This window comes from Pleionea litopenaei (assembly GCF_031198435.1).
Classification (GTDB): domain Bacteria; phylum Pseudomonadota; class Gammaproteobacteria; order Enterobacterales; family Kangiellaceae; genus Pleionea; species Pleionea litopenaei.
This window is the reverse complement of sequence record NZ_CP133548.1, coordinates 1,482,499-1,505,150: the sequence shown is the minus strand read 5'-3', so window position 1 is coordinate 1,505,150 and position 22,652 is coordinate 1,482,499. Positions and strand designations below refer to the sequence as shown.

Below are 22,652 nucleotides of genomic sequence, written 5' to 3'. Positions count from 1 at the left end.
AGCGACTAACGGCTGAGATGAAATAGCTAAAGGCCTAACGTCGCCTTAACGTTCGCGCCAGTAAATGACGCGATCACTGCCACGATATCGACCAAACCCAGCGGTGGCAAAAGGGTTGTCTGGAGTGGCATCAGCATCCCAATCAAATTGCAGCCAAGGTTGCGCCGTTAAATCAAACGTTAAATTGACCTCACCCGAGTTTCCAAAGCCGGGGGCTGAGAGCCAAAAGCCTGTTCCTGTTTGGCTTTGACCATTATTTACCGAGGTTGCTGCTCCTGGGAGTAATACGAGTGTTTCACCACTGTCGAGATCGCCTTGGTAGCTGCCTACGACGAAGCTTAGTTCAGAGGATTGATAGGTTGAGCAGTTGTCTTGTTGGTTGACCGTCCAATTACTCCCATCAAAGTATTCGATACTCAACGGCATCTCGAGTGATTCGGTTTCTGGTCCGTAGGTTGTATGAATTACAGCTCTTCCTAAACGCTGTTCAACCGCCGAACTGGTAATGTTTCCAACCACGCCGTCACTGTCAGTCGCAGTCAATCCAACCGCTAGATTAAATGGCGTTGCGTAATTTGAGAATTGAAACCCAACCGCAGGCACACTTATCGCATCTGCGAAGCCAAAGGTATCAAAATTAGGTGTCGATATTACCCCATTGTAGAGGGTACCCAAGGCTGGGTTCCCGCTATCATTGTCGACTCCGGTGATGCTAATGTTGCCCGCGCCTAACTTAACAAAGGCGCCGTTGTAGTTTCGTGTTTGGCCACCACTCAGGTTTAATGCTTGAGCTTGAAGCGTCATATCGTCGGTTTGCGAAAGGGTCGTCATTCCACTCGCCAAATTGAGGCCTGAGTAACTAAAAGTACCGCATTGTTGGTCGAAGTTATTGGCTAAGGTCAAGGCAAATGAATTTGGTATAAAGCGCCCAATGTTCTCTCGCAGGCCTGTCACCGATTCGCCGCCAGAAAGAAAATTTGTCGTTGCTGCAGAAATGGTTAAGATGCCTACCTCGCTCCAAGACTGCGGTACTGGTGCAACGCCAGTGGCGTTAAACTCATTGAAACTCAATGACGCATCACCGAGCACACCTGAGGAGTTTGCGACGACCTGAGCGGTTGGCGTAAAACTTATGTCGACGCCACTGCTGGGTAAATTTCCAATGTTAGGTGTCGTTGGGTTGTTCGCTAAGTTATCAAAGGCGTCAGGAATGCCATCATCGTTGGCGTCATCTTCTGCTTGCCAAATCACGCTGTAAAGTTCAGTGGTAAATGTGGCGCCCGCCGTCGCATACACTAGAGCGTTAGGATCATTATTCGCATTAGGCTCTCCGCTAATGGCGAGGTGGTAAGTAAAAGGACGCACAACAAAAGGTGCTAGACCACCTATGACTTCACTCGTTGTACCGGTGACTGGGTCGCCGATACCCACATCGTCTTTGGCGGAAATGGAGACTAAACCTACATCATTCAATTGAGCCGTAATCGTTGCGACACCTGCGGTAAATTGAACGGCCTGAGCAGTTGATGCCGCTTCTGAAAATGCTATCGGTATTCCATCGATAGACATAGCCGTTGCGCTCGCTGCGGGTTGCGAAAATTCACTCCAGAAGTTCAAATTTTTGCTGCCAGTGTATTCTTCAATCACACCGCAACTGGCATCGCTGGGAGTTTGTCCAGCCGCCGTCAAGGTGGCTGTAAAAGGTTTACCAGCAACTTGAGTGGTCATCGGGTTGGGGGATAAGACGAAGCCAAAGGGACGGAAGGTAAGTAGGCCTTCACTGTCATCATCGACTGCGCTGCCATCAGTTGCGGCAATATTGATTGTCTCAGCAACCGTATCGCGCAGATATAATGTGACGGTGCCATTGTCGCTGGTGTTGAAACTGTAGGAAGCATTGCCATCTAATGCTCCCGAATTGGTTAAAGTACCGGTGGCGAGATCGGTGCTAGCTCCAGTATCGTCGACGGTGTACCAAACGCCATTAGCCGAAGAGGTACTGAGTTGTATGGTGCCCGTGTAATCAGTTTGAACGACGCCAGACGTGTTTTGAATGGTAATTTGAATAGCTTCTCTATAGCAGTTAATCGCATTGCCATCATGAGCCAGTAGAATAACGTTGTTATCACAGGGCTCGGTAATAGCCACTTCAATATTATCAAAGGCAGCGAACTCATTCGTTTGGTTGAAGCCTTGAATAACTCTAAAGCCAATTCGGGTATTTACCGACATATACGCCGAGATATCATAACTTTTGCTGCCATTGAAATCGTTTTGTTGTTGCTCTAAAACGGTGTAAGTGAGTCCACCATTGTTCGAGACAATAAATTGAAAGCGATCGTTTCCATCAAGGTTGGCCGTGCTTACATCAACGTTGAATGTCGCGGTTAATGCGTTGCTGAGATCCAGTTCGCGTACGATAGATACATTAGGACTATTGCTAAAGCGAATGGCGTTATTGACCACGGCAACATTACCCGAAGCCGGCGTGCCATTATCATTGCCTTCGATCCAATTGCCACTCCAGTTGGCACTCCCGCCACTGTAGCTCACGGTGTCTAAACCATCGTTGAAAACAACATCGCATATGCCACCTGCTGAGCAAGGATGGGTTTCGGACATAATGGTATTGATGTTGGCTTCAGTTAAGGCCGCGTCGTAAATTCTAACCTCGTCAATTGCCCCGTTGAAAAAGCGGCCTGCAAGGTTTTGATCCTGACCAATTTGCAGCGGATCATTGTTCAAGGTAAGACTGCCCGTCCAATTGGTCGAACCCATCGAGGTGCCATTAACGTAAATATGCTGCTCGCCACTGGTGAAGGTGATTGCAACATGATACCAATTGTTCGGAAGTATATTGGCTCCGCTCGTTGTGAGTGATTGTGCTCCACCTCCCCACCACCAGTTGATTTCGCCACCGGGGGTCAGATGAAACTCATAATTTTCGTCTTTTGATAAGATGCTCATTAAACCCGAAGCCGGAAGGCTTCGAGGGTATATCCAAGCGGTAATGGTCAATGCATTGGAGAGATCGAGCAACGGGTTATCAGCGATTTGTAAATAGCTATTTGTGCCATTAAAGTCGCCGTAATAACACGTACCTGGATCACCGCTAATCGCCGGGAAAAGGTTGAGATTTAATGGGCTGTTGAAGGCCGTTAGATGTAAGTTGTTACCGGAGCTGTCGATTACCTCGTTGGCAGCACCTGTCCAACCCGATTGCTCCATTTGCCATTCAGCAATTGGGTTTGGAATAGGCGTAGGGCAAACTCGAGCGGAACCATCCCAGTTGTTGCCTGCGAGTTGGTTGTTGTAGATGGTCGAAACACTGCCTGCACTCAAAGCGCTGTTAAAAACCAAGAGTTCGTCAATTAGTCCGTCCCAGGCTTGTGTGGCGTCGAATCCTCCTTCGATCGTGTCTTGTTCTTGACCGATCAATAATCCTCCAGCGATGACATCGAGAAAGTTACTGCCATTCGGATGAGTGGTGCAGCCTTGCAGGTTGCCATCAAGATACAGACACGATTGAGAGGTGACACGCTGTCTTACCCATACAGCATGGTGCCAATTGCCATCGGCGATATTGACCGCGGTATTGAATTGGGTTGAGGTATCGAACGGGGTTTGACGTAAATTGGGCCAAAACTGAGTGTTGCTATTGAACATAAATACGGCTTCGTTCAACTCGGTACTGGATTGAGCCGCAGAAAGAACGGTTTGAATGCCAGTACGAGAACTGGTGACCCAGGCCGAAATGGTGAAATCGCCAAGACCATCGAGTGCCGCGGCATTGAGCATGACATAATCATTGATGCCGGTCGCACTCAAGTCGGCAGCGTTGCATAGAAATCCGCTGGTGGGTGCACTATTGACCGAGACGCCATTGTAACCATTGCCGCTGCTATCGACGACTTCTCCTGCTGTACCCGTCCAGCTAAGCTCATCAAAGCGCCAGTCGGCAACGGGTCCGGAAGTGATACCCGTTTCAGTGACCACCACATCGTCAATATGCCAGTAGTCAAAAGGCACACCACTGCCTTGACGCAAAGTTAATCGAACTTGAAAATTGGCATGTAATGCGTTGCTCGGTAACGAATAGGTACGAGTACTAATTTCACCCGCCGTTCCGCCACCCGGAAAAGTCTCTAGGAAATTCCAGTTTCCCAAGTTGTCGCGGTATTGCAAAATCAAGTCTTCATTGGTTTCTGGATTTTCTGAAAATGCATCGCTGCCACGACGTATCCAAAGGGCTAATTCTGCTTCAGGCACATTGGCCGCAATGGTTGCGCTGGTTGCACTCACGGTATTGGCATACAGTGCGAGCGAAAAATTACCGGAATTGGCGGTCGCGGAATTAATCTCGGCGACACCACCGCCAGCGGTGTTGATAGTCCATTGCCCAAGTCCGGATTCAAAATCGTCGCTAAATAAAACATCGCCGGGCGCAGCGAAAAGAGACTGGCCAAAAAGTAAAGCGCCGAGCAGCAAGTGAATGCGCGAGCGAAAGGTTCTAGAGTTAGATATCTGCACTACAAACTCAATTATGGGTATTCAAATTATAAAAACGAGATTTCCTGATTACTTGACTAATGTAATCAAAACAGCGAGTTAATGCTAATTTTAGTGAAAAATTGTCGCAACTGCCTACAATTTCAAAGGTTTTGAGAGTTGTAGGCGTAAGTTGCAGCTGGCGGGGTGGCTTTATGTCAATGCGCTTCTAGCTTCATTGAGGTCTTCTGCTAGCTCATCGACTTCGTGAACGTCGACCTCGGGAGACATGCCCAGTTTTTCAAATGCTGGAACTTCTTCCCATGGAACATTAGCTAGGGGGTGATTGGTGCCGGCATAACTCTGTAAGTTCGCTACTGTTACCAAGTCGGCATAATCAGCAGGCCCATCGTGTTTTCGAGTGAAGTCTAAATAACCCAAAGGGACTGAGACTAGTTCTGCGGGGAAATCCCACGTTTTGAGAATTGAGTAGCCGATTTTGGGGTGCAGGCGTTGGATAATCTTTTCGAGTACGCCGGCATGTTCAAGAATTTCAGGCGTATCTTCGGCACAGGTCAAGATAGGTAATGTACCGATTTCATGAACCAGTCCCGCCAACATGGCTTGATCGGGTTTTAAGTTGGTGAAATGACTCGCGAGTACCTGACAAATTGAGGCTACTTCAATTGAGTGCTCCCACGTTTCTCTAAGTTTTGCATCGACCTGGTCATTGGTTGCTTGGAACATCTGCTCCATCGCTAGGCCGGTGGCTAGGTTTCTTACGAACGCGATGCCCATTCGTGTGATGGCGAGTTGCAGGTTGTCAACGGCGACTCGTCCTCTGAGCAGAGGGCTATTGGCAACTTTGATGATTCTTGCCGCTAAGGCCGCATCTTTAGCGATCTCGTCAGCAATGGCAGAGGACGTTGCATCGGGATCTTCAACGGCCTCTCGAATTCGTAATGCAACCTCAGGCAATGTTGGTAACGTTAGGCGATCATTTTTGATAGCATCGAGTAGCTCAGCTAAAAAGGTTTGTTCTAAACTCATAAGCGCTCTGTTAATTCGAATTATTAATTAGGACAAAGTTAGTATAGAAGTCTTTTCCGATTTACACCGAATTTTTCCTTCATTTTCAATAGAATCCTTACATAACGCGAGTATTAACTGTTGATCTTGGTAATGCGTCGCGCAAATCACTTCGCCAAATTTTTTCTCTTGCTCATTTTCGATGGCTGAAAGGGGCTCGGGAATGGATGATCCCTGTCCGATGAGTAAACGCATATGCGATTTGAGTTTTCCTTTGTAGTGCATACGAGCGACGACTTCTTGACCGGTGTAACAGCCTTTGTCAAAGCTTACGCCTCCTAACTCAGGAAGTTGAAGATTATGCGGTAGAAAAGCCCCCGCGGAAGTTTGGTAGAGTCGCGGAATTCCTTTTAGAATATCGAGCGCTAACCAGGCGGCATAGGGGGCTACAACCTGAGCATCGCGCAGCCTTGAAGGGAGGGCATCTTTCGGGATTAAAATAAATGCTCTTGTCTCGTCGTTACTGACACGAAACACGTCGTCCGCAGCGCTGATGATGTTCTCCGACAGCAGTGAGCTTTGGGCGCAGTTACCTGAAACGCCCAATATAGCCGTTTGCTCCGAACCATCGGTGATAGAGCATTGATAAAACACGGCGTATTTTTTTAATGAGTTAAGCGTGTCTTTGACCAATTCGGTGGGAAGCACGAGATAATAACTATCAGTTTCTCCGCGGCCAATCCAAAATAACGAGAGAATGCGACCCTGAGGATTACACTGAGCACTGAGCTGCATTTGGTCACTGCTCATCTGCTCAAGATTACTGGTCAATTGTCCTTGTAAAAATTTCGTAGCGTCAGCGCCATGAATATGAATAATGCCGTACTCTGCCAAGTCGAACAGGACCGTTTGTGTACCATCTAATGTTTCTAAAGCCGGTGTTTGCAGTTGTGATAGATTGTCAGATGAGTTGATCTTAGTCACTTTTTACCTCATAAATGTGTGCGAAAAGCAGCGTCTTACTTGCATCAAATGGGGTGTTACATTAACTTATGTAGCACTTTTGTTGCTACAGTATACCTAAATGACCCAGCTTACCGATACTCGAAAGATTCGCTACCAGTGCCGACGCGGACTGTTAGAATTGGACGTTATTTTACAACCCTTCGCGGATCAGTTTTTAGAGCAACTCGATCCGCCTTTGTTGGGGGCATTTGTCGAACTCCTAGAGCAGCCAGATCCAGATATTTATAATTGGCTGATGGGGCAGTATCCGCCTGATGACGAGAAACTAAAAATGATTGTTGATCATATCCGTAAAGCAATGAACATTACCGCCTAATGAGTTACCAAGGCCAAGCCATTTATTCGAACGGAATTGGTAAATTAGCACTGGCTGATTCAGCAGTCATTCAGGCGGTTTTCATCGGTTTTGTATTGTTCACGCCTTTCACCATGACCATAAAGCTTGTTATTTCGATGATTGCCGTCGCTAGCTGGTGTGTGTTTTATTGGCGATTGTATGCAAGGTTACCGAATCAGTGCTTGCTCTATCACCACGGTGAGTGGCAGGTGGTGAAAGACGAACAGGCGGTTCTAGACGTAACGCTTCTTGAAACCTCACAAATTTTTCCTCATTTCGTTTTGATCAATTTCAAAGCAAGTCAGAAGATTGGCCGTTTGGTGATTTGGCGAGATACGGTCGGAGAAGTTGGCTTTCGGCAATTGTGTCGACTTTTGAACTACTCGCTTAACCGATCCCGTTGAATGATTGCGTTATTGTTCGTTGTTTGGCGTTAATTTTATATCGACGCCATGTTCAGCCATTGTTGGGTAATCTAGGGTGTAGTGCAGTCCACGACTTTCCTTGCGGCGACTGGCACACTCAACCATAAGATCCGCCACTTGAACTAGGTTCCTTAGCTCCAACAAATCATTGGTGACACGAAAGTTCGCATAGTACTCCTCGATTTCTTGTTGCAATAGTTGAATTCTACGCTTTGCTCTTTGTAGCCGTTTATCACTGCGTACGATACCCACGTAGTTCCACATTACTTGTCTTAGTTCGTGCCAGTTGTGGGTAATCACAATTTGCTCGTCAGAGTCTGTCACTCGGCTATCATCCCACTCTGGAATGGTCACCGTTGGATATTTTTCGGCAAACTGTGACTCAATGTCTTCTGCCGCCGACTTGGCAAAAACTAGGCACTCAAGCAGGGAGTTACTGGCCATTCGGTTCGCTCCGTGCAGACCCGTGCAAGCGACTTCTCCTACGGCATACAGTCCTGGCACGCGAGTTCGACTGCGTAAGTCAACGTCAACTCCGCCACAGGTGTAGTGGGCTGCTGGCACAATCGGGATTGGCTCTTGAGTAATGTCGATATTCAACGATAAGCACTTTTCGTAAATGTTCGGGAAGTGTCCTTGAATAAAGTCCGCTGGCTTATGAGAGATGTCTAAATACAAGCATTCAGCTCCAAGCTTTTTCATTTGATGGTCGATAGCTCTGGCGACGATGTCCCTCGGAGCAAGCTCTGCTCGAGGATCGTAGTCATCCATAAAGCGAGTCCCATCAGGGCGTTTTAGTAGCGCTCCTTCTCCTCTTAGCGCTTCAGAAATTAGAAAAGACGGTGCCGCGGAATGGTATAAGCAAGTCGGATGAAATTGGTTGAACTCTAAATTTGCGACGCTGCAGCCAGCCCGCCACGCCATTGCGATACCGTCACCGGACGCCACGTCGGGGTTACTGGTGTAAAGGTAGACTTTACTCGCTCCGCCAGTCGCTAAAATGACAAAACGGGCAGAAAACACTTCAACCTGTTGGGTTGCTAGATTCAGTGCGTAGGCACCGACACAACGTTTTTGCTCAGCTCCTAGTTTGTCACTTGTGATCAAGTCGACCGCATTATAGCCCTCAAATAGAGCAACATTTTTGAGCCTTTTGACGGCACTGGTTAATGTGGTCGAGACCGCTCGGCCGGTTGCATCGGCACTGTGAATGATGCGTCGATGACTGTGTCCGCCTTCACGGGTTAGGTGATATTCATAATCGCCTTGCTGAGACTCGTTTTTGCTAAAAGCAACGCCTTGCTCAATTAGCCACTCAATGGCTGCTCTTGAATTTTCTACCGTGAACTTGACCGTATCTGTATGACATAGGCCTGCTCCAGCATTTAATGTGTCTTCGACGTGTGACTCAATACTGTCTTTTGAGTCAAGTACGGCTGCGATGCCACCTTGTGCATAAAAGGTCGAGCCTTCACTTAATTCAGCTTTTGATAAAATTGCAACTGAACCCAGTTGGCCAAGATGAAGTGCGGCAGAGAGCCCTGCTGCACCGCTGCCGATGATTAGTACGTCATAGGAATGTTGCGCCATCACTTAGGTCCTTTACCCGATTCTCTGAAAAGTTGTTTAAAAACACTCATTTAATCAGGCAGTTACTCGCTGAAGGTTTTAAAAGTGTTTAATCTTTAGCGTTTTTGTCAGGAGATTGTCATAATTATAAAAAATTTCTGCAAATAACACGAACTAATGTTTTAACTTGGGGTCATATGTTGTCAATGAAAATAAACTACCTGACACTCAGGAGGAGGTAATATGAGTGCCGGGCACGATCAAGCGTTAGTTGAACGAGTACAACAAGGTGACAAACACGCGTTCGACCTGCTGGTAAAGAAATATCAGCACAAAGTATTCAGCTTAATCTCACGGTTAATTAGGGACCCTGCCGATATTGCAGACGTCGCACAAGAAGCATTTATCAAAGCGTATCGAGCGTTACCAAACTTTCGTGGAGAAAGTGCGTTTTATACTTGGATGTATCGCATCGCTATTAATACGGCCAAAAACCACTTGGTCGCGTCGGGTCGGAGACCTCCCGATTCAGATATTGATGCCAGCGATGCAGAACAATACGCCAATGGAGACGCTCTAAGAGATTTAGGAAGCCCAGAGCGACTTGCCCTGCGAGACGAGTTAAAACAAAGGGTGTTTGAGTCAATTGAAGGGTTGCCTGAAGAATTGCGCGCGGCAATTACTTTGCGAGAAATGGAAGGAATGAGTTACGAAGAGATTGCTGACGTGTTGGAGTGTCCTGTAGGAACCGTGCGTTCGAGAATATTTCGAGCTCGCGAGACAATTGACAGGAACATTCGAGAGTTATTGTAGTCAGAGCTTAGTAGGTGTCGTTGATTACAAGTGAAGTTTGACGAGCGCAACGTTTAACGAGATGATGAGCGAGCGCTTTAAACGTGGTTAAGCAATGAATATACATTGTACAGCTGGGGTTGGTGAAATATGAAGCATGAAGATGTTAAACAGGCATTGTCACAGTGGGTTGATGACGAACTCCACGAAGGTGCTGCTGAAGAGACCATGAAAGAATGTGTTCGCTCGACCGATGCGAAACAGTCTTTTGAGTCTTATCTAGCTATTCGAGCAGCCATTCGAGGCGAAACCAGTGCGCATTGGCAGTCTGGGTTTTCCGATCGAGTCGCTCAGGCAATTGCGAATGAACCAACGGTTTTGGCACCACGAAAATCGTCTAAGCGCTCTGTCTTTGCTGGGTGGGCAATCGCTGCGTCGGTTACTCTAGCGGTCGTTTTTGGCGCGCAATGGATCCCGACTTCGATAGAAAGCTCTATTCAACCTGAGCAAGTGGCGAATAACTCCGATACCATGTTGGCTGAATATCATGTAACGGATGATGAGTTAGCGCAATTAGAGCGTATAAATACCTTGTTCAATCAATTTGCCAATCAACCTACCAGTACTAGTCAGAATAACGCCTTACCTTACGTTCGTTTGGTCAGCGGAGAACAAGTGAAAACGTTTCGAATGACACCACAACAGTTTCGTCAAGTCATGATGGAACTCGAGAAGCGTAATCGAGAAGCTGAACAAAAAGCTCAAGAAGAACTCAATAAGCAACCTTGATAGGGTTGCTTTCTTTAAAAACGCCCCCATTTTTGTCAATTAATCTAGGCGGAACGCCTAGCGATAACCTGTTGACGGGTATCTAATTCCATTGAACGAAAGATCATTGTAATGGCAAGGTTTCAAAAAGAATTTGCGCAAGTAACCATGGTAAGCGGCAAAGATGTATGGTTAACGCCAGAGGCCACTTCTGGTTGCGGCAGTTGCCAAACCAAGCAGGCATGCGGAACCGGCCTGCTGAGCCAGTTATTAGAGCGTGAATCTATGACGCTCCGGTTACCCAATTCCCTCGGCGCAAAGCTGGGCGATCGAGTGGTGATTGGCGTGCCTCAAAGCGGATTACTGGTAGCATCTATTTTGACCTATATGGTTCCTATTCTGACCCTAATAATAACGGCGACAATGACGACCAGTTTTCAATGGTCTGAACCTCTAGTGATCCTTTGCTCCGTGGTTGGCTTAACTCTAGGCTGGTTTTTGGCTCGATGGGTTGCGCATAGACTAAAAGCGACCGCAAGTATGAGTATTCAACTACTGGCGATCGCGGAACCAAATATCAAGTTACAAATTGAATGACACTTTCTTAAAAACCGTCGGTCATATCGACCAAGAATATTTAAATTCAGCGTTAATTAACGAGTTTACAAGACAACAGGAGACTGCAAAGTGAAACTTGTAAAGCCTTTAAGTTATGCACTTGTATTATTTATTTTTGGATTTGCTCAGGCACAAGCGCCAGATTTTTCGAGAGTCGTTGAAGAAGTGAAAGACTCAGTCGTGGTGATCAGTACTGAAGTCGAGAGCCGTGGAAGAACCGCTCGAGGGCCCTCTGGGTCAGGCTTTGTTATTGATAAAGACGGTTATATTTTGACGAATCGTCATGTGATTCATGGTGTTGAGAAAATCTTCGTGCAATTAGTGAACAAGAAGGTTTATCCCGCCAAACTCCTTGGTGAAGACGAAGGGACCGATATCGCTCTGTTGCAGATCGATGCTAAACATCTAAAGGCAGTGAAAATAGGGGATGTTGAGCGCCTCAAAGTCGGCTCTTGGGTGCTGGCTTATGGTGCACCGTTCGGCTTAGAGCATACAGTAACAGCAGGAATTGTGAGTGCCAAAGGTCGCAGTTTAGGTAGCGAGCAGTATGTGCCGTTTATTCAAACGGACGCGGCTGTGAATCGAGGAAATTCTGGAGGACCTTTGTTCAATCATAAAGGAGAGGTCGTTGGCATTAACTCTCAAATTTTCAGCATGACGGGTGGAAATATGGGGCTGGCCTTTGCCATTCCGATGGACCTAGCGATGGATGTAAGTGAACAGTTGCGTAAAAACGGAAAGGTAAAAAGAGGTTTTCTAGGAGTAGGGTACGAAGAAGTCGATTACGAAAAAGCTAAGGCTTTTGGCGTTGAAGAAGTAAAAGGGGCATTGATCAATGCGGTTGCTCCAGAATCACCTGCTGCCGCTGGTGGTCTTAAAGTCGGTGATATTGTGGTTCGAGTAAATGATACCGAGATTATTTCTGCATCTGAATTACCGTTCGTGATTGGACGAGTCCGCCCGGGTACCGACGTTGAGATGGGCGTATTGAGGGACGGTAAATTAATTGAACTCGAGGTAACCGTGGGCGAGCGTAGCTCAAATGACATTGCATCCACTCAACCTAATTCTGCGACGGGAGGAATTGGCCTTGAAGTTGTGGAGCTGAGTGAGCAAATGAAAGCCGAAGCCAACGTCAACTATGGTGTTCTCGTGCGCAGAGTCATGAGTGGGCCTGCTCAAGAAGCCGGAATTCGTCAAGGTGATATTCTTCAGATGCTAAACCAACAGACAATCAATAGCTTAGACGATTATCAAAGTGCTTTGGCCCAACTTCCAGACGTCGGTTCAGTCGCAATATTAGTCGCCCGTCCAGGTGCTGGAGCACGCTTTCTTGTGTTAAAACTTGGTGACACGGATTGATTTGTCGAATTTGCGGCACATTCGATGTGCCGCTACTGCCTTTGCAGCAAAAATACTGTAAGATCGCGCGTTTAATAGATACTAAGTCCAAATAATTGGACGTTAGGCTGGATAGGTATTAGGCTGCAAATTAGCTATGTCGTACACACAATATATTCGAAATTTCTCAATCATTGCTCATATCGATCATGGTAAATCGACGTTATCCGATCGATTGATACAGCATTGCGGTGGCTTAACCGATCGTGAGATGGCTGAACAAGTCCTCGATTCTATGGAATTAGAAAGAGAGCGCGGAATCACCATTAAGGCACAATCGGTAACGCTCAACTACACAGCGAAAGACGGTCATACTTATCAGCTTAACTTTATTGATACGCCCGGACACGTAGACTTTTCATACGAAGTATCTCGCTCTTTGGCCGCTTGCGAAGGGGCTTTATTGGTTGTCGATGCGGGGCAAGGGGTTGAAGCGCAGACCGTTGCGAATTGCTATACCGCTATTGAGCAAGACTTAGAAGTTATTCCAATTCTGAATAAAATTGACCTACCGGCTGCCGATCCCGATCGCGTCGCTCAAGAAATTGAAGACATCGTTGGAATAGAAGCAACCGATGCGGTTCGTTGTTCGGCCAAAACGGGCGTAGGCATCGAAGATGTGCTTGAAACCATCGTAGCGAAAGTGCCTCCCGCTACCGGAGATGATAAAGCGCCACTAAAAGCGCTTATTGTTGACTCTTGGTTCGATAATTATCTGGGCGTTGTTTCGCTTGTCAGGGTTGTTCAAGGAACCTTGAAAGCGGGCGAAAAGATGCTGGTTATGTCGACAGGTAAAGCTCATCTAGTGGATCATGTGGGCATTTTTACTCCAAAAAGACACGATACGGGACAGCTGCGAGCTGGGGAAGTTGGGTTTGTCATTGCTGGTATAAAGGATATACATGGTGCGCCCGTCGGTGACACCTTAACCACCGCAAAAGATCCATCCACCGAACGGCTACCGGGTTTTAAGAAGGTGAAGCCACAGGTATATGCAGGACTATTTCCGGTATCTTCAGATGATTATGAAAACTTTCGCGATGCATTAAGTAAGTTAAGTCTGAACGATGCATCCTTGTTTTTCGAACCAGAGAACTCAACCGCTTTAGGGTTTGGATTTCGGTGTGGCTTCTTAGGCATGCTGCATATGGAAATCATTCAGGAGCGATTAGAGCGAGAATATGACCTCGATTTAATTACGACAGCGCCAACGGTTGTTTTTGAAATCGTCAAGAATAATGGCGAGGTAATTTATGTTGATAATCCATCAAAATTACCTGAGCCGGGCGAAATTTCAGAAATGCGCGAACCAATCGTAGAAGCGAATATTTTAGTGCCACAAGAGTATCTAGGAAATGTAATTACTCTGTGCGTTGAAAAGCGTGGTGTGCAAAAAAACATGCAGTACGCGGGTAATCAGGTTTCTTTAACCTATGAGTTACCGATGAATGAAGTAGTTTTGGATTTCTTTGATCGTATAAAGTCAGTGAGTCGTGGTTATGCGTCATTAGATTACAACTTTATTCGTTTCCAACCTGCATCATTAGCGCGACTTGATATTATGATAAATGGCGATAAAGTCGATGCTTTAGCAATGATAGTGCACAAAGAGCAAGCACATTATCGAGGCCGTGATCTCGTGGAAAAAATGAAAGAATTGATTCCAAGACAAATGTTTGAAGTGGCAATCCAGGCCGCTCTTGGCAATCAAATTATTGCTCGCGCAACGGTAAAAGCGCTTCGCAAGAATGTAACTGCCAAGTGTTATGGTGGCGATGTAAGTCGTAAGAAAAAGCTATTACAAAAGCAGAAAGAAGGTAAAAAGCGTATGAAGCAGGTGGGGCGTGTTGAAATCCCGCAAGATGCCTTTTTAGCGGTTCTGCAAGTCGGTAAAGAATAGGAATAAAAAGACTTATGGATTTTAAGTTAATATTAATTGTAACGTTAGTCGCAAGCGGTTTGATCAGCTTATTGGACCGACTGTTTTGGTTGAAGCAACGACAACAAAAACTCGAACAAGCCTTAGCGAAAACTCGCAATTTAAGTTATAGCAAAAAGAAGACGATTTTAGCGAAACCCGAATGGGTGAATACCAGTGACTTTTTCTTCGTGGTCGCTAGTGCTGCCGGAGTCGTTTGGCTTATGTTGCCCAACTTTGAACTCATTTTAGTGGTTGCTTTAGCGGTTAGCTTAGCCCTAACGTTGGTTGAAAAGTTGTATATGGAGAAGCGTAAGAAAGCGGATGTAACTGAGCTGTACCAAAGAAATTCAAACCCTGAAGAAGATGAGCTTGAAGACACTCGAAAAATGCCGTGGTGGGTTGACTATGGCTGGTCGTTCTTTCCGTTACTTTTCTTAATTGTTGCTCTGCGTTCATTTGTGTATGAGCCGTTCAAAATTCCTTCTGGTTCAATGCAGTCAACGCTTTGGGTTCACGATTTTATTCTAGTTAATAAATTCGAGTATGGATTGCGTTTACCCGTTACTAAAACCAAGCTTACACAAGGCTCAACGCCGAAACGCGGCGATGTTATTGTTTTTCGAGCACCTCATCAGCCAGATAAAGACTTTATTAAACGCCTGATCGCGTTACCAGGCGACAAAGTTTATTATCTCCCGAATCATCAGCTTTTTATCGAACCAAACTGTTCGACGGAACCCGCAAGAGTGTCTGCAAAAGAGGCGGGCTTGGCGTGTAATCAACGCAATGAGATTAAACATCGTTTGAAACAAGCGAAAGGGTTTCAATTTAGCGATGTGTACAGTGAAACCATAGCGGGTGTGGAGCATGAAATTCTAATTGATCCGACTGATAATCAAGATAGGTATTATCCGGAGTTGCATCGACAATTTGAGTTGATTAAACAACAAAATCCTGAAGTCCTTGACATACATAAGCGGCACTTTTTTGCACAAAATAACGCGTATATCGAAGACTGGAAGAATGGCGTCGTCGTTCCAGAAAATAGTTATTTTGCTATGGGCGATAATCGAACTGGCAGTAGCGATGCCCGCTTCTGGGGATTTATTCCCGAAGAGCGGATGGTGGGTAAAGCCGATTATGTGTGGTTACACCTTGAGTTTGGGTTTGACCAAAATGGTTTTTTCCACTGGGTTCCGACCGGAGTAAATTTTGACCGAGTTAAAACGATTCAGTAGTAAATTGAGCTAGAATAAGAATAGTCAATCAAGTTGGGGGAGCAAACTATGTATCAAAAACAACGCGGTGCCAGCATGTGGCAAATGATGTTTTATGTTGGTGTGGCAATTGTCGTGGTCTATGTGGGCTTGCAGTTGACACCTATATATTTCGAAGGGATGAGCGTTAAAAAGGCCTTTTCACAATTACAGTCAAATGGTGCTTCAATGACTCGACAAGAAGTGAAAAGTAAGGTCGATGCTCAGTTTGCCGTTGATCAAGTAAATCGAGTATCGTCAAAGGACTTGAAGTTTAAACCACTTCGTTCTGGAAAAACGGAAGTCTCTTTAGATTATGATGTTAAAGTACCTTTAGCTGGAAATTTGTCGTTGGTTGTTGAGTTTAGGAATAGAGCAGAGATTTAAAAAAACTTATGTCGTTAGACTATTTACTTGCTGATTTGCAAAAACGTTTGAGTTATCAATTTAAAGAGAAAAAATTGCTAACTCAAGCGTTAACTCACCGTTCTGCACAAGGCGCTCATAATGAGCGCCTTGAGTTTCTTGGTGACAGTATTCTTGGGTTTGTGATTGCTGCGAAACTGTATCATTTGTTTCCCGAGGCTAATGAAGGACAAATGACGCGTTTGCGAGCAAAGCTGGTCAAGGAAAAAAGCTTGGCTGAATTGGCAAATGAGCTTCAATTAGGCGAGCTATTGAAATTGGGAAGCGGAGAATTAAAAAGTGGTGGCTTTCGCCGCGCGTCAATATTGTCCGATGCCTTTGAAGCTATTTTAGGCGCGATTTATTTAGATGGCGGCCTCGCATCAAGTGAGCAGGTGATACATCACTTGTATCATTCTCGCTATCAATCATTGTCGCTTTCAATGGCAGAAAAAGATCCGAAAACCCGCCTTCAAGAGTGGTTGCAGAGTCGAAAAAAAGAGTTGCCTGATTACCAGGTTTTTAAAACCGACGGTCAGGATCACAATAAAATATACTGGGTTCGCTGTTCATTGCAGCAACCCGAAAGTAAAGATAAGCAGATGACTGAAGCGAATGGCAGCAGCCGTAGAAAAGCAGAGCAGTCCGCGGCAAAAAAAATGCTGGAGATCTTAGGTGTCTGATACCAAGAAAACAAGTCGTAGCGGCTACGTGGCTATCGTTGGCCGTCCTAACGTCGGTAAGTCAACACTTTTAAATAGACTGTTGAAACAGAAGATCAGCATTACCTCTAAGAAACCGCAAACTACCCGCCATCGGATTTTAGGTATTGAAACCGACAATGACACTCAAGTTGTGTATGTTGATACGCCTGGACTGCATGTTGACGAAGCAAGAGCGATCAATCGGTTAATGAATCGAGCGGCTAGCTCTTCGATTAAAGAAGTCGATGTTAATTTGTTCGTTGTTGATGGAACCCTTTGGAACGACGATGACGAGTTAGCATTGAAGTACATTAAGCAATCCAATCTACCAACGATTTTATTCGTCAATAAAATTGATAACGTAAAAAATAAAGAAATTTTACTGCCTCATTTGCAACTTATTGCGAGTAAACATGATTTTGTCGAGGTGATACCAGGCTCAGCTGAGAAAGGTGATAATGTAGAGTTGCTAAAAGAAAAAATTTTTGGATTGATGCCACAAGGTGACTTTTTCTTTCCAGAAGACTATGTGACCGATCGTAGTCAACGTTTTATGGCGGCTGAGATCCTACGCGAAAAGATTATGCGACATTCGGGTAATGAAATTCCTTATTCTGTAACGGTTGAAATCGAAAAGTTTGAATACGATGAAAAAGGCACCGCGCACATTCATGGATTAATATTAGTCGAAAGAAAGGGACAAAAAGCGATTGTAATCGGGAACAAAGGAGAGCGTTTAAAAGTCATTGGAAGAGACGCACGTCAAGATATGGAGCGATTATTTGACTGTAAAGTATTCCTTCAAACATGGGTAAAAGTGAAGGACGGTTGGGCAGATGATGAACGTGCACTTCGATCACTAGGATACGATGAGCAATAATCGATGGCATCTGCGAATGTTGATGAGGTCATTGTTTTACATACTCGTCCCTACAGTGAAACGAGCTTAGTCGTTGAAACCTTTTCGCTGAATTCAGGCCGGCTAACTTTGCTGGCAAAAGGAAGTCGTTCATCTGGCAAGTCAAATAAACGAGCGGTTCTGCAAATGTCGAGTAAGCTCGAGGTGGCATACTCGGGTAAAAGCAGTATGAAATCACTGAATCGCCTAGAAGTCATCCGGTCTGCAGCTGACTTGGCCGGAGAGAAATTTGCCATGGGGTGCTACATCAGCGAATTGACCATGCGGTTAATGCATCCTGAGCAGGTCAATCAAAGCATTTTTTATCAAATTGATGATGCGTTTGGCAGTTTGTCAGACAAATATTTAGCCATGATTGCACTGCGACGATTGGAAGATTTACTGTTGATGGAATTAGGAACCCCAATCGATTGGGCATCGGATATTGAAGGACATTCTCTATTAGAGAACGAGCAGTATTGCTTGGTTAATTTCGAAGGATTTCAACGCTTGAGTACTTCGTCAAATGATCGCAGTTATAGTGGTAAACTACTATTATCTGTCACTAAAGAAAACCAATTAAGTTCCGAGTCAATGAATGCTTGGCGTGAGATCAATAATCAACTGCTAACACCTCACTTAGGAACCAAGCCACTGCAAAGTCGAAAACTTTTACAGCAATGGAAAAAGTCTTAAAATAACTGAACGATTAAGAATTAATGAGTCGACTCATTTAAGAGGATAGCAATGAATTCGCCAATTTTATTGGGTGTTAACATCGATCACATCGCGACGATTCGTAATGCGCGAGGAACCAACTACCCGGAGCCTGTGTATGCAGCGAGTATCGCTGAGCAATCTGGCGCGGATAGCATTACGGTGCACTTAAGAGAAGATCGCCGACATATTACCGATCGTGACGTTTTTCTGTTGAAAGACACCTTACAGACCCATATGAACTTTGAAATGGCTGTAACCGATGAGATGCTGGCTATTGCTGAACAGCTTCTACCAACCTATGCGTGTTTTGTTCCTGAGAAGAGGGAAGAGCTGACTACCGAGGGTGGATTAAACGTTATTGAGAATGAGCAGCGAGTCACTCAGGCGTGTCATCGACTTTCTGAAAAAGGAATACAGGTGTCTCTGTTCATCGATGCCGACTTGAAACAAATCGATGCCGCGAAAAGAAGTGGTGCAACCATTATCGAGCTTCATACAGGCGGTTATGCTGAAGCCGAAAATGCAGCTTTTGCAGACGCCGAACTGCGACGCATAAAACAAGCGGCAACTCATGCGCATCAACTTGGTTTACAAGTTAATGCTGGGCATGGTTTGCACTATCACAATGTGCAACGAATTGCGGCTATTCCAGAGGTGGTTGAGCTAAATATTGGCCACGCGATTATTGGGCGAGCGGTATTTTCTGGTTTAGATAAAGCGGTTGCAGAAATGAAGCGTTTGATGGTTGAGGCTCGTTGATGGGGATTGTAGGAATAGGCACTGATATTGTCGAAATCAAACGAGTGGAAAAGTCGTTCAAGCAGTTCGGAGAGCGCTTTGCTCAGCGTATTTTGAGTGCACAAGAGCTAGAGTCGAAAAGCTTTACTCATCAACCAGTCCACTATTTAGCAAAAAGATTTGCTGCGAAAGAAGCAATCATGAAAGCCTTGGGAACGGGTCTCGCTAAAGGTGTTCGTTTTGATGACTTCAGTGTGCTAAATGATGAGAACGGTAAGCCATACGTTGATGTTTCAGGCGAAGCTTTGGTGTTAATGGACTCTTTATCAATTAAGACCATTCATATAAGTATTTCTGACGAAGAAAAGCAGGCGATAGCCTTTGCTATCGCCGAAGGATAAAGTGGTCGATTAATTAATCGCGCAGTTCTGCTGCGAGTAAAGTATTTTCCATCAGCGTAGCGACCGTCATAGGCCCAACTCCGCCAGGAACAGGCGTTATCCATCCTGCGCGTTTCGCTGCTTCTTCAAATTCAACATCGCCTACGATGGTTCCATCGTCGAGACGATTGATACCAACATCGATCACTATCGCGCCAGGTTTAATCCACTCTCCCTTGACGATTCCTGGCCGTCCAACGGCAACGACGACGAGGTCTGCGCGACCAACATGGGCTGCGAGATCTTTAGTGAAGCGATGAGTCACCGTCACGGTACACCCCTTGATGAGTAACTCTAGAGCCATTGGGCGGCCTACGATATTCGAAGCGCCAACAATGCAGGCGTCCATACCCCGAATGTCAACACCCTCAAGCGCTTCGAGTAAGGTAACAATACCCTTTGGCGTACATGAACGTAGTAGGGGGTTGCGTTGCACCAGACGACCTAAATTAAAGGCATGAAAACCATCTACGTCTTTTGCTGGAGAAATATGTTCGAGCATTTTGTTTGAATCAATGTGCTCTGGGATTGGTAGCTGCAACAATACGCCATGGATGCTATCGTCGGCATTAAGTTGGTCGATGGTGTCTAATAACTCAGCTTCAGAGGTCGTTTCGGGCAAAGCAATTTTACGTGATGCAAAGCCAATGCGCTTGCAGGCTTCGACCTTTTTATTCACGTAAATAGACGACGCCGCATCGTCTCCAACCAGAATAACTGCGAGTCCGGGAGGCTGTTTTCCCTCAGCCAGCCGTTGCTGAACCCGTTCAGCTAATTGCTCTTGCAACTTATTGGCTATGGATTTACCGTCTATTAATCGCGCTGTCATATTGTCTTTTTGCCCACTAAATAACCGAATCGTCTAAAGAGCTATTTTCTCAGGAATCGCCAATAGTTGAAAGCCTAAAAAATCACTGAATAAAATGTTTTTGGTTATTGACGGCCTCGTATGAAATCAGTATTATGCGCGCTCTCTGACGGGCAATGCCCGAAATGAGTGAAATCGGGGAATAGCGCAGTCTGGTAGCGCGCCTGCTTTGGGTGCAGGATGTCGGGGGTTCGAATCCCTCTTCCCCGACCAGATTATAATTAAGTGCTTGTGTTCATGGCCTTAGTCGCAATTAAGCGCCCGTAGCTCATTTGGATAGAGCAACGGCCTTCTAAGCCGTGGGTAGCAGGTTCGAATCCTGCCGGGCGTGCCATATTGAGGTAGAGCTGGTCAGGAGCCGGAACCTTAAAGCATTTAAGATAGAAAGAAGTTTTATGGTGGGTGTAGCTCAGTTGGTAGAGCCCCGGATTGTGATTCCGGTTGTCGTGGGTTCAAGTCCCATCATCCACCCCAGTATTACGTCGGTAATTTAGAAAAGCAGGTCCGACGATTGCATGCAGGGTGGTGTATCGTAAGGACCAACAACCGCGTCATGCTTGGGACAAGCAAAGAAAACTGCGAAAGTGGTGGAATTGGTAGACACGCTGGATTTAGGTTCCAGTGCCGCGAGGCGTGAGAGTTCGAGTCTCTCCTTTCGCACCAGTTTTTTTTGCAATAGCCTTCCTAGCAATGCCCTCCCTAAGTTGTGCAAGCCACAGTTGTGCAAATCAATAGTTGTACAGATAGTAGTGCAAATTATTTTGTAAACAGAATTTTGATTGCGGAAAGCGAGCTAGATGACTTGTTTTGCGCTGCGGCTGCCGAAAAGGCGGCCTTTTGCTATTTCTAATTTTAGATTCTTTGGAGTATTGCAATGCAAGTTTCAGTTGAAACCACTTCAGGCTTAGAGCGGAAGATGACCGTGAGCATCCCTGCTGACAGTATTGATGCAGAGTCGCAAAAACGTCTTCAGCAGTTGGCGAGAAATGTAAAACTGAACGGTTTCCGCCCCGGAAAAGTTCCTTTTAAAGTCGTTAAAAAACGCTATGGCGAGAGCGTGCGTCACGAAGTGATTGGCGAATTGATGCAGCAATATTTCTATCAAGCGATCATTCAAGAAAAGATTACTCCAGCTGGAGCTCCTCGAGTTGAGCCGACCACTAACGAAGAAGGTAAAGATGTTGAGTTCGTAGCAACCTTCGAAGTGTACCCTGACGTTGAGATTCAATCGCTTGCTGATGCTTCGATTGAGCGTTTGACCGCTGATGTTGAAGATGACGACCTGAATGAAATGCTCGACACTTTACGTGAACAGCGTGCAAACTGGGTTGAAGTGAAGCGTAAAGCCAAAGAAGGCGACCAAGTCGTGATTGATTTTGTTGGTAGCATCGATGGTGAAGAGTTTGATGGCGGCAAAGCAGACAATCATAAGCTAGAGCTAGGCTCGGCGACTATGATCCCTGGTTTTGAAGATCAGTTGGTTGATTCGAAAGCCGGTGACGAAGTCGAAATTAAAGTGACTTTCCCAGAAGATTATCAAGCTGAGCAATTGGCTGGAAAAGAAGCGGTTTTCAAAACGACCGTACATCAAGTCAACAAAAAAGAATTACCGAAAGTTGGTGAGTTGGCAGAGGCCCTTGGGGTTGAAGATGGCAACATCAACAAGATGAAAGAAGATGTTAAAGCGAACATGAAGCGTGAATTGAAAAACGCTCTAAACGCGAAAACAAAAGAGCAAGTGATGGATGCTTTAATTGAAAAGCATGAAGTCGATGTTCCTAAAGCCGCAATCGACGCTGAAATTGATGCGATGAAAAAGCAAATGATTCAGCAATACGGTGGTAATGAGCAAATGGCAGCAAACTTACCTGGCTCAATGTTTGAAGATCAAGCGACTCGTCGAGTGAAACTTGGCTTAATCATCGGTAGCTACATTAAAGCGAAAGAGTTGAAGGCCGAAGAAGATGACATCAATGCTCAGTTAGAAGAGCTTGCTGGCGTCTATGAGCAGCCTGAAGAAGTGATCAGCTGGTACAAAGAAGATCCTTCACGTTTATCGCAAATTGAGCAAATTGTTTTGGAACAAAAAGTGGTTGATGCTGTATTAGCCGAAGCGAAAGTTGAAGATAAATCGACCACTTTTAAAGAGGTGATGAACCAAAAAGGCTAAAAGTTAACCGTAAATCTCAGATAGATTACGCTAACTAATTCAAATCCTTATAAAATCTTTTAAGCCCGGGACCAATGCT

At 45.5% G+C, this 22,652-nt stretch carries 20 protein-coding genes and 4 tRNA genes; 19 read left to right on the top strand and 5 right to left on the bottom strand.

Annotation, left to right across the window (positions count from 1 at the left end; genetic code table 11):
* Positions 1-45: 45 nt before the first annotated feature.
* The 3 genes from Q9312_RS06705 to ygfZ form a co-directional block, all read right to left on the bottom strand.
* Entirely contained in the window at positions 46-4,530 is a 4,485-nt protein-coding gene (locus Q9312_RS06705) for a LamG-like jellyroll fold domain-containing protein (RefSeq protein ID WP_309203815.1), read from the bottom strand.
* A 171-nt stretch (positions 4,531-4,701) separates the two neighbouring features.
* Positions 4,702-5,538, bottom strand: a complete 837-nt coding sequence (locus Q9312_RS06700) for an HDOD domain-containing protein (protein ID WP_309203814.1) — start codon at positions 5,536-5,538, stop codon at positions 4,702-4,704.
* Positions 5,539-5,565: 27 nt separating this feature from the next.
* A complete protein-coding gene (gene ygfZ, locus Q9312_RS06695; protein WP_309203813.1) occupies positions 5,566-6,501 on the bottom strand; it encodes a CAF17-like 4Fe-4S cluster assembly/insertion protein YgfZ in 936 nt (311 codons plus the stop codon).
* Positions 6,502-6,601: 100 nt separating this feature from the next.
* On the opposite strand from ygfZ, the gene Q9312_RS06690 reads away from it, so the two are divergent.
* Together Q9312_RS06690 and Q9312_RS06685 are read left to right on the top strand one after the other, a co-directional pair.
* Positions 6,602-6,859, top strand: coding sequence for an FAD assembly factor SdhE (locus tag Q9312_RS06690; protein ID WP_309203812.1), 258 nt, complete (start codon positions 6,602-6,604; stop codon positions 6,857-6,859).
* A complete protein-coding gene (locus Q9312_RS06685; protein WP_309203811.1) occupies positions 6,859-7,284 on the top strand; it encodes a protein YgfX in 426 nt (141 codons plus the stop codon). Before Q9312_RS06690 ends, Q9312_RS06685 begins: the two co-directional genes overlap by 1 nt.
* Positions 7,285-7,293: 9 nt before the next feature.
* Here the strand turns inward: Q9312_RS06685 and nadB are convergent, their stop codons facing one another.
* Entirely contained in the window at positions 7,294-8,895 is a 1,602-nt protein-coding gene (gene nadB, locus Q9312_RS06680) for an L-aspartate oxidase (protein WP_309203810.1), read from the bottom strand.
* Positions 8,896-9,117: 222 nt separating this feature from the next.
* Here nadB and rpoE point away from each other — a divergent pair, with 222 nt between their 5' ends.
* From rpoE to acpS, 12 genes are all read left to right on the top strand, one after another.
* Positions 9,118-9,687, top strand: coding sequence for an RNA polymerase sigma factor RpoE (gene rpoE, locus Q9312_RS06675; RefSeq protein ID WP_309203809.1), 570 nt, complete (start codon positions 9,118-9,120; stop codon positions 9,685-9,687).
* A gap of 129 nt (positions 9,688-9,816) precedes the next feature.
* The gene (locus tag Q9312_RS06670) at positions 9,817-10,455 is read left to right on the top strand and encodes a sigma-E factor negative regulatory protein (protein ID WP_309203808.1); all 639 of its coding nucleotides are present in this window, start codon (positions 9,817-9,819) and stop codon (positions 10,453-10,455) included.
* A 111-nt stretch (positions 10,456-10,566) separates the two neighbouring features.
* The gene (locus Q9312_RS06665) at positions 10,567-11,031 is read left to right on the top strand and encodes a SoxR reducing system RseC family protein (protein WP_309203806.1); all 465 of its coding nucleotides are present in this window, start codon (positions 10,567-10,569) and stop codon (positions 11,029-11,031) included.
* A gap of 90 nt (positions 11,032-11,121) precedes the next feature.
* On the top strand, positions 11,122-12,414 hold the full coding sequence (locus Q9312_RS06660; RefSeq protein WP_309203805.1) for a Do family serine endopeptidase: 1,293 nt from the start codon (positions 11,122-11,124) through the stop codon (positions 12,412-12,414).
* A 136-nt stretch (positions 12,415-12,550) separates the two neighbouring features.
* Positions 12,551-14,353: a translation elongation factor 4 gene (gene lepA / locus Q9312_RS06655; RefSeq protein ID WP_309203804.1), complete on the top strand. Its 1,803-nt coding sequence runs from the start codon at positions 12,551-12,553 to the stop codon at positions 14,351-14,353.
* Positions 14,354-14,367: 14 nt separating this feature from the next.
* Positions 14,368-15,612, top strand: coding sequence for a signal peptidase I (gene lepB / locus Q9312_RS06650; protein ID WP_309203803.1), 1,245 nt, complete (start codon positions 14,368-14,370; stop codon positions 15,610-15,612).
* A gap of 48 nt (positions 15,613-15,660) precedes the next feature.
* Positions 15,661-16,017 carry a DUF4845 domain-containing protein gene (locus Q9312_RS06645; protein WP_309203801.1) on the top strand — a complete coding sequence of 119 codons (357 nt, stop codon included), beginning with the start codon at positions 15,661-15,663 and terminating at the stop codon, positions 16,015-16,017.
* Between the two features lie 8 nt (positions 16,018-16,025).
* Positions 16,026-16,718, top strand: coding sequence for a ribonuclease III (rnc, locus tag Q9312_RS06640; RefSeq protein WP_309203800.1), 693 nt, complete (start codon positions 16,026-16,028; stop codon positions 16,716-16,718).
* Entirely contained in the window at positions 16,711-17,619 is a 909-nt protein-coding gene (era, locus tag Q9312_RS06635; RefSeq protein ID WP_309203799.1) for a GTPase Era, read from the top strand. Before rnc ends, era begins: the two co-directional genes overlap by 8 nt.
* A 3-nt stretch (positions 17,620-17,622) precedes the next feature.
* The gene (gene recO / locus Q9312_RS06630) at positions 17,623-18,333 is read left to right on the top strand and encodes a DNA repair protein RecO (protein ID WP_309203798.1); all 711 of its coding nucleotides are present in this window, start codon (positions 17,623-17,625) and stop codon (positions 18,331-18,333) included.
* Between the two features lie 51 nt (positions 18,334-18,384).
* The gene (gene pdxJ, locus Q9312_RS06625) at positions 18,385-19,116 is read left to right on the top strand and encodes a pyridoxine 5'-phosphate synthase (RefSeq protein ID WP_309203797.1); all 732 of its coding nucleotides are present in this window, start codon (positions 18,385-18,387) and stop codon (positions 19,114-19,116) included.
* Entirely contained in the window at positions 19,116-19,496 is a 381-nt protein-coding gene (gene acpS, locus Q9312_RS06620; RefSeq protein ID WP_309203796.1) for a holo-ACP synthase, read from the top strand. Before pdxJ ends, acpS begins: the two co-directional genes overlap by 1 nt.
* 13 nt (positions 19,497-19,509) lie before the next feature.
* Here the strand turns inward: acpS and folD are convergent, their stop codons facing one another.
* Positions 19,510-20,364, bottom strand: coding sequence for a bifunctional methylenetetrahydrofolate dehydrogenase/methenyltetrahydrofolate cyclohydrolase FolD (gene folD, locus Q9312_RS06615; protein ID WP_309203795.1), 855 nt, complete (start codon positions 20,362-20,364; stop codon positions 19,510-19,512).
* Between the two features lie 175 nt (positions 20,365-20,539).
* Here folD and Q9312_RS06610 point away from each other — a divergent pair.
* The 5 genes from Q9312_RS06610 (at position 20,540) to tig (ending at position 22,573) form a co-directional block, all read left to right on the top strand.
* Positions 20,540-20,616 (top strand) — tRNA-Pro (locus tag Q9312_RS06610).
* Between the two features lie 44 nt (positions 20,617-20,660).
* Positions 20,661-20,737, top strand: a tRNA-Arg gene (locus tag Q9312_RS06605).
* A 64-nt stretch (positions 20,738-20,801) separates the two neighbouring features.
* Positions 20,802-20,877 (top strand) — tRNA-His (locus tag Q9312_RS06600).
* Positions 20,878-20,981: 104 nt separating this feature from the next.
* A tRNA-Leu gene (locus Q9312_RS06595) sits at positions 20,982-21,066 on the top strand.
* A gap of 211 nt (positions 21,067-21,277) precedes the next feature.
* Positions 21,278-22,573: a trigger factor gene (tig, locus tag Q9312_RS06590; RefSeq protein ID WP_309203794.1), complete on the top strand. Its 1,296-nt coding sequence runs from the start codon at positions 21,278-21,280 to the stop codon at positions 22,571-22,573.
* Positions 22,574-22,652: the final 79 nt, after the last annotated feature.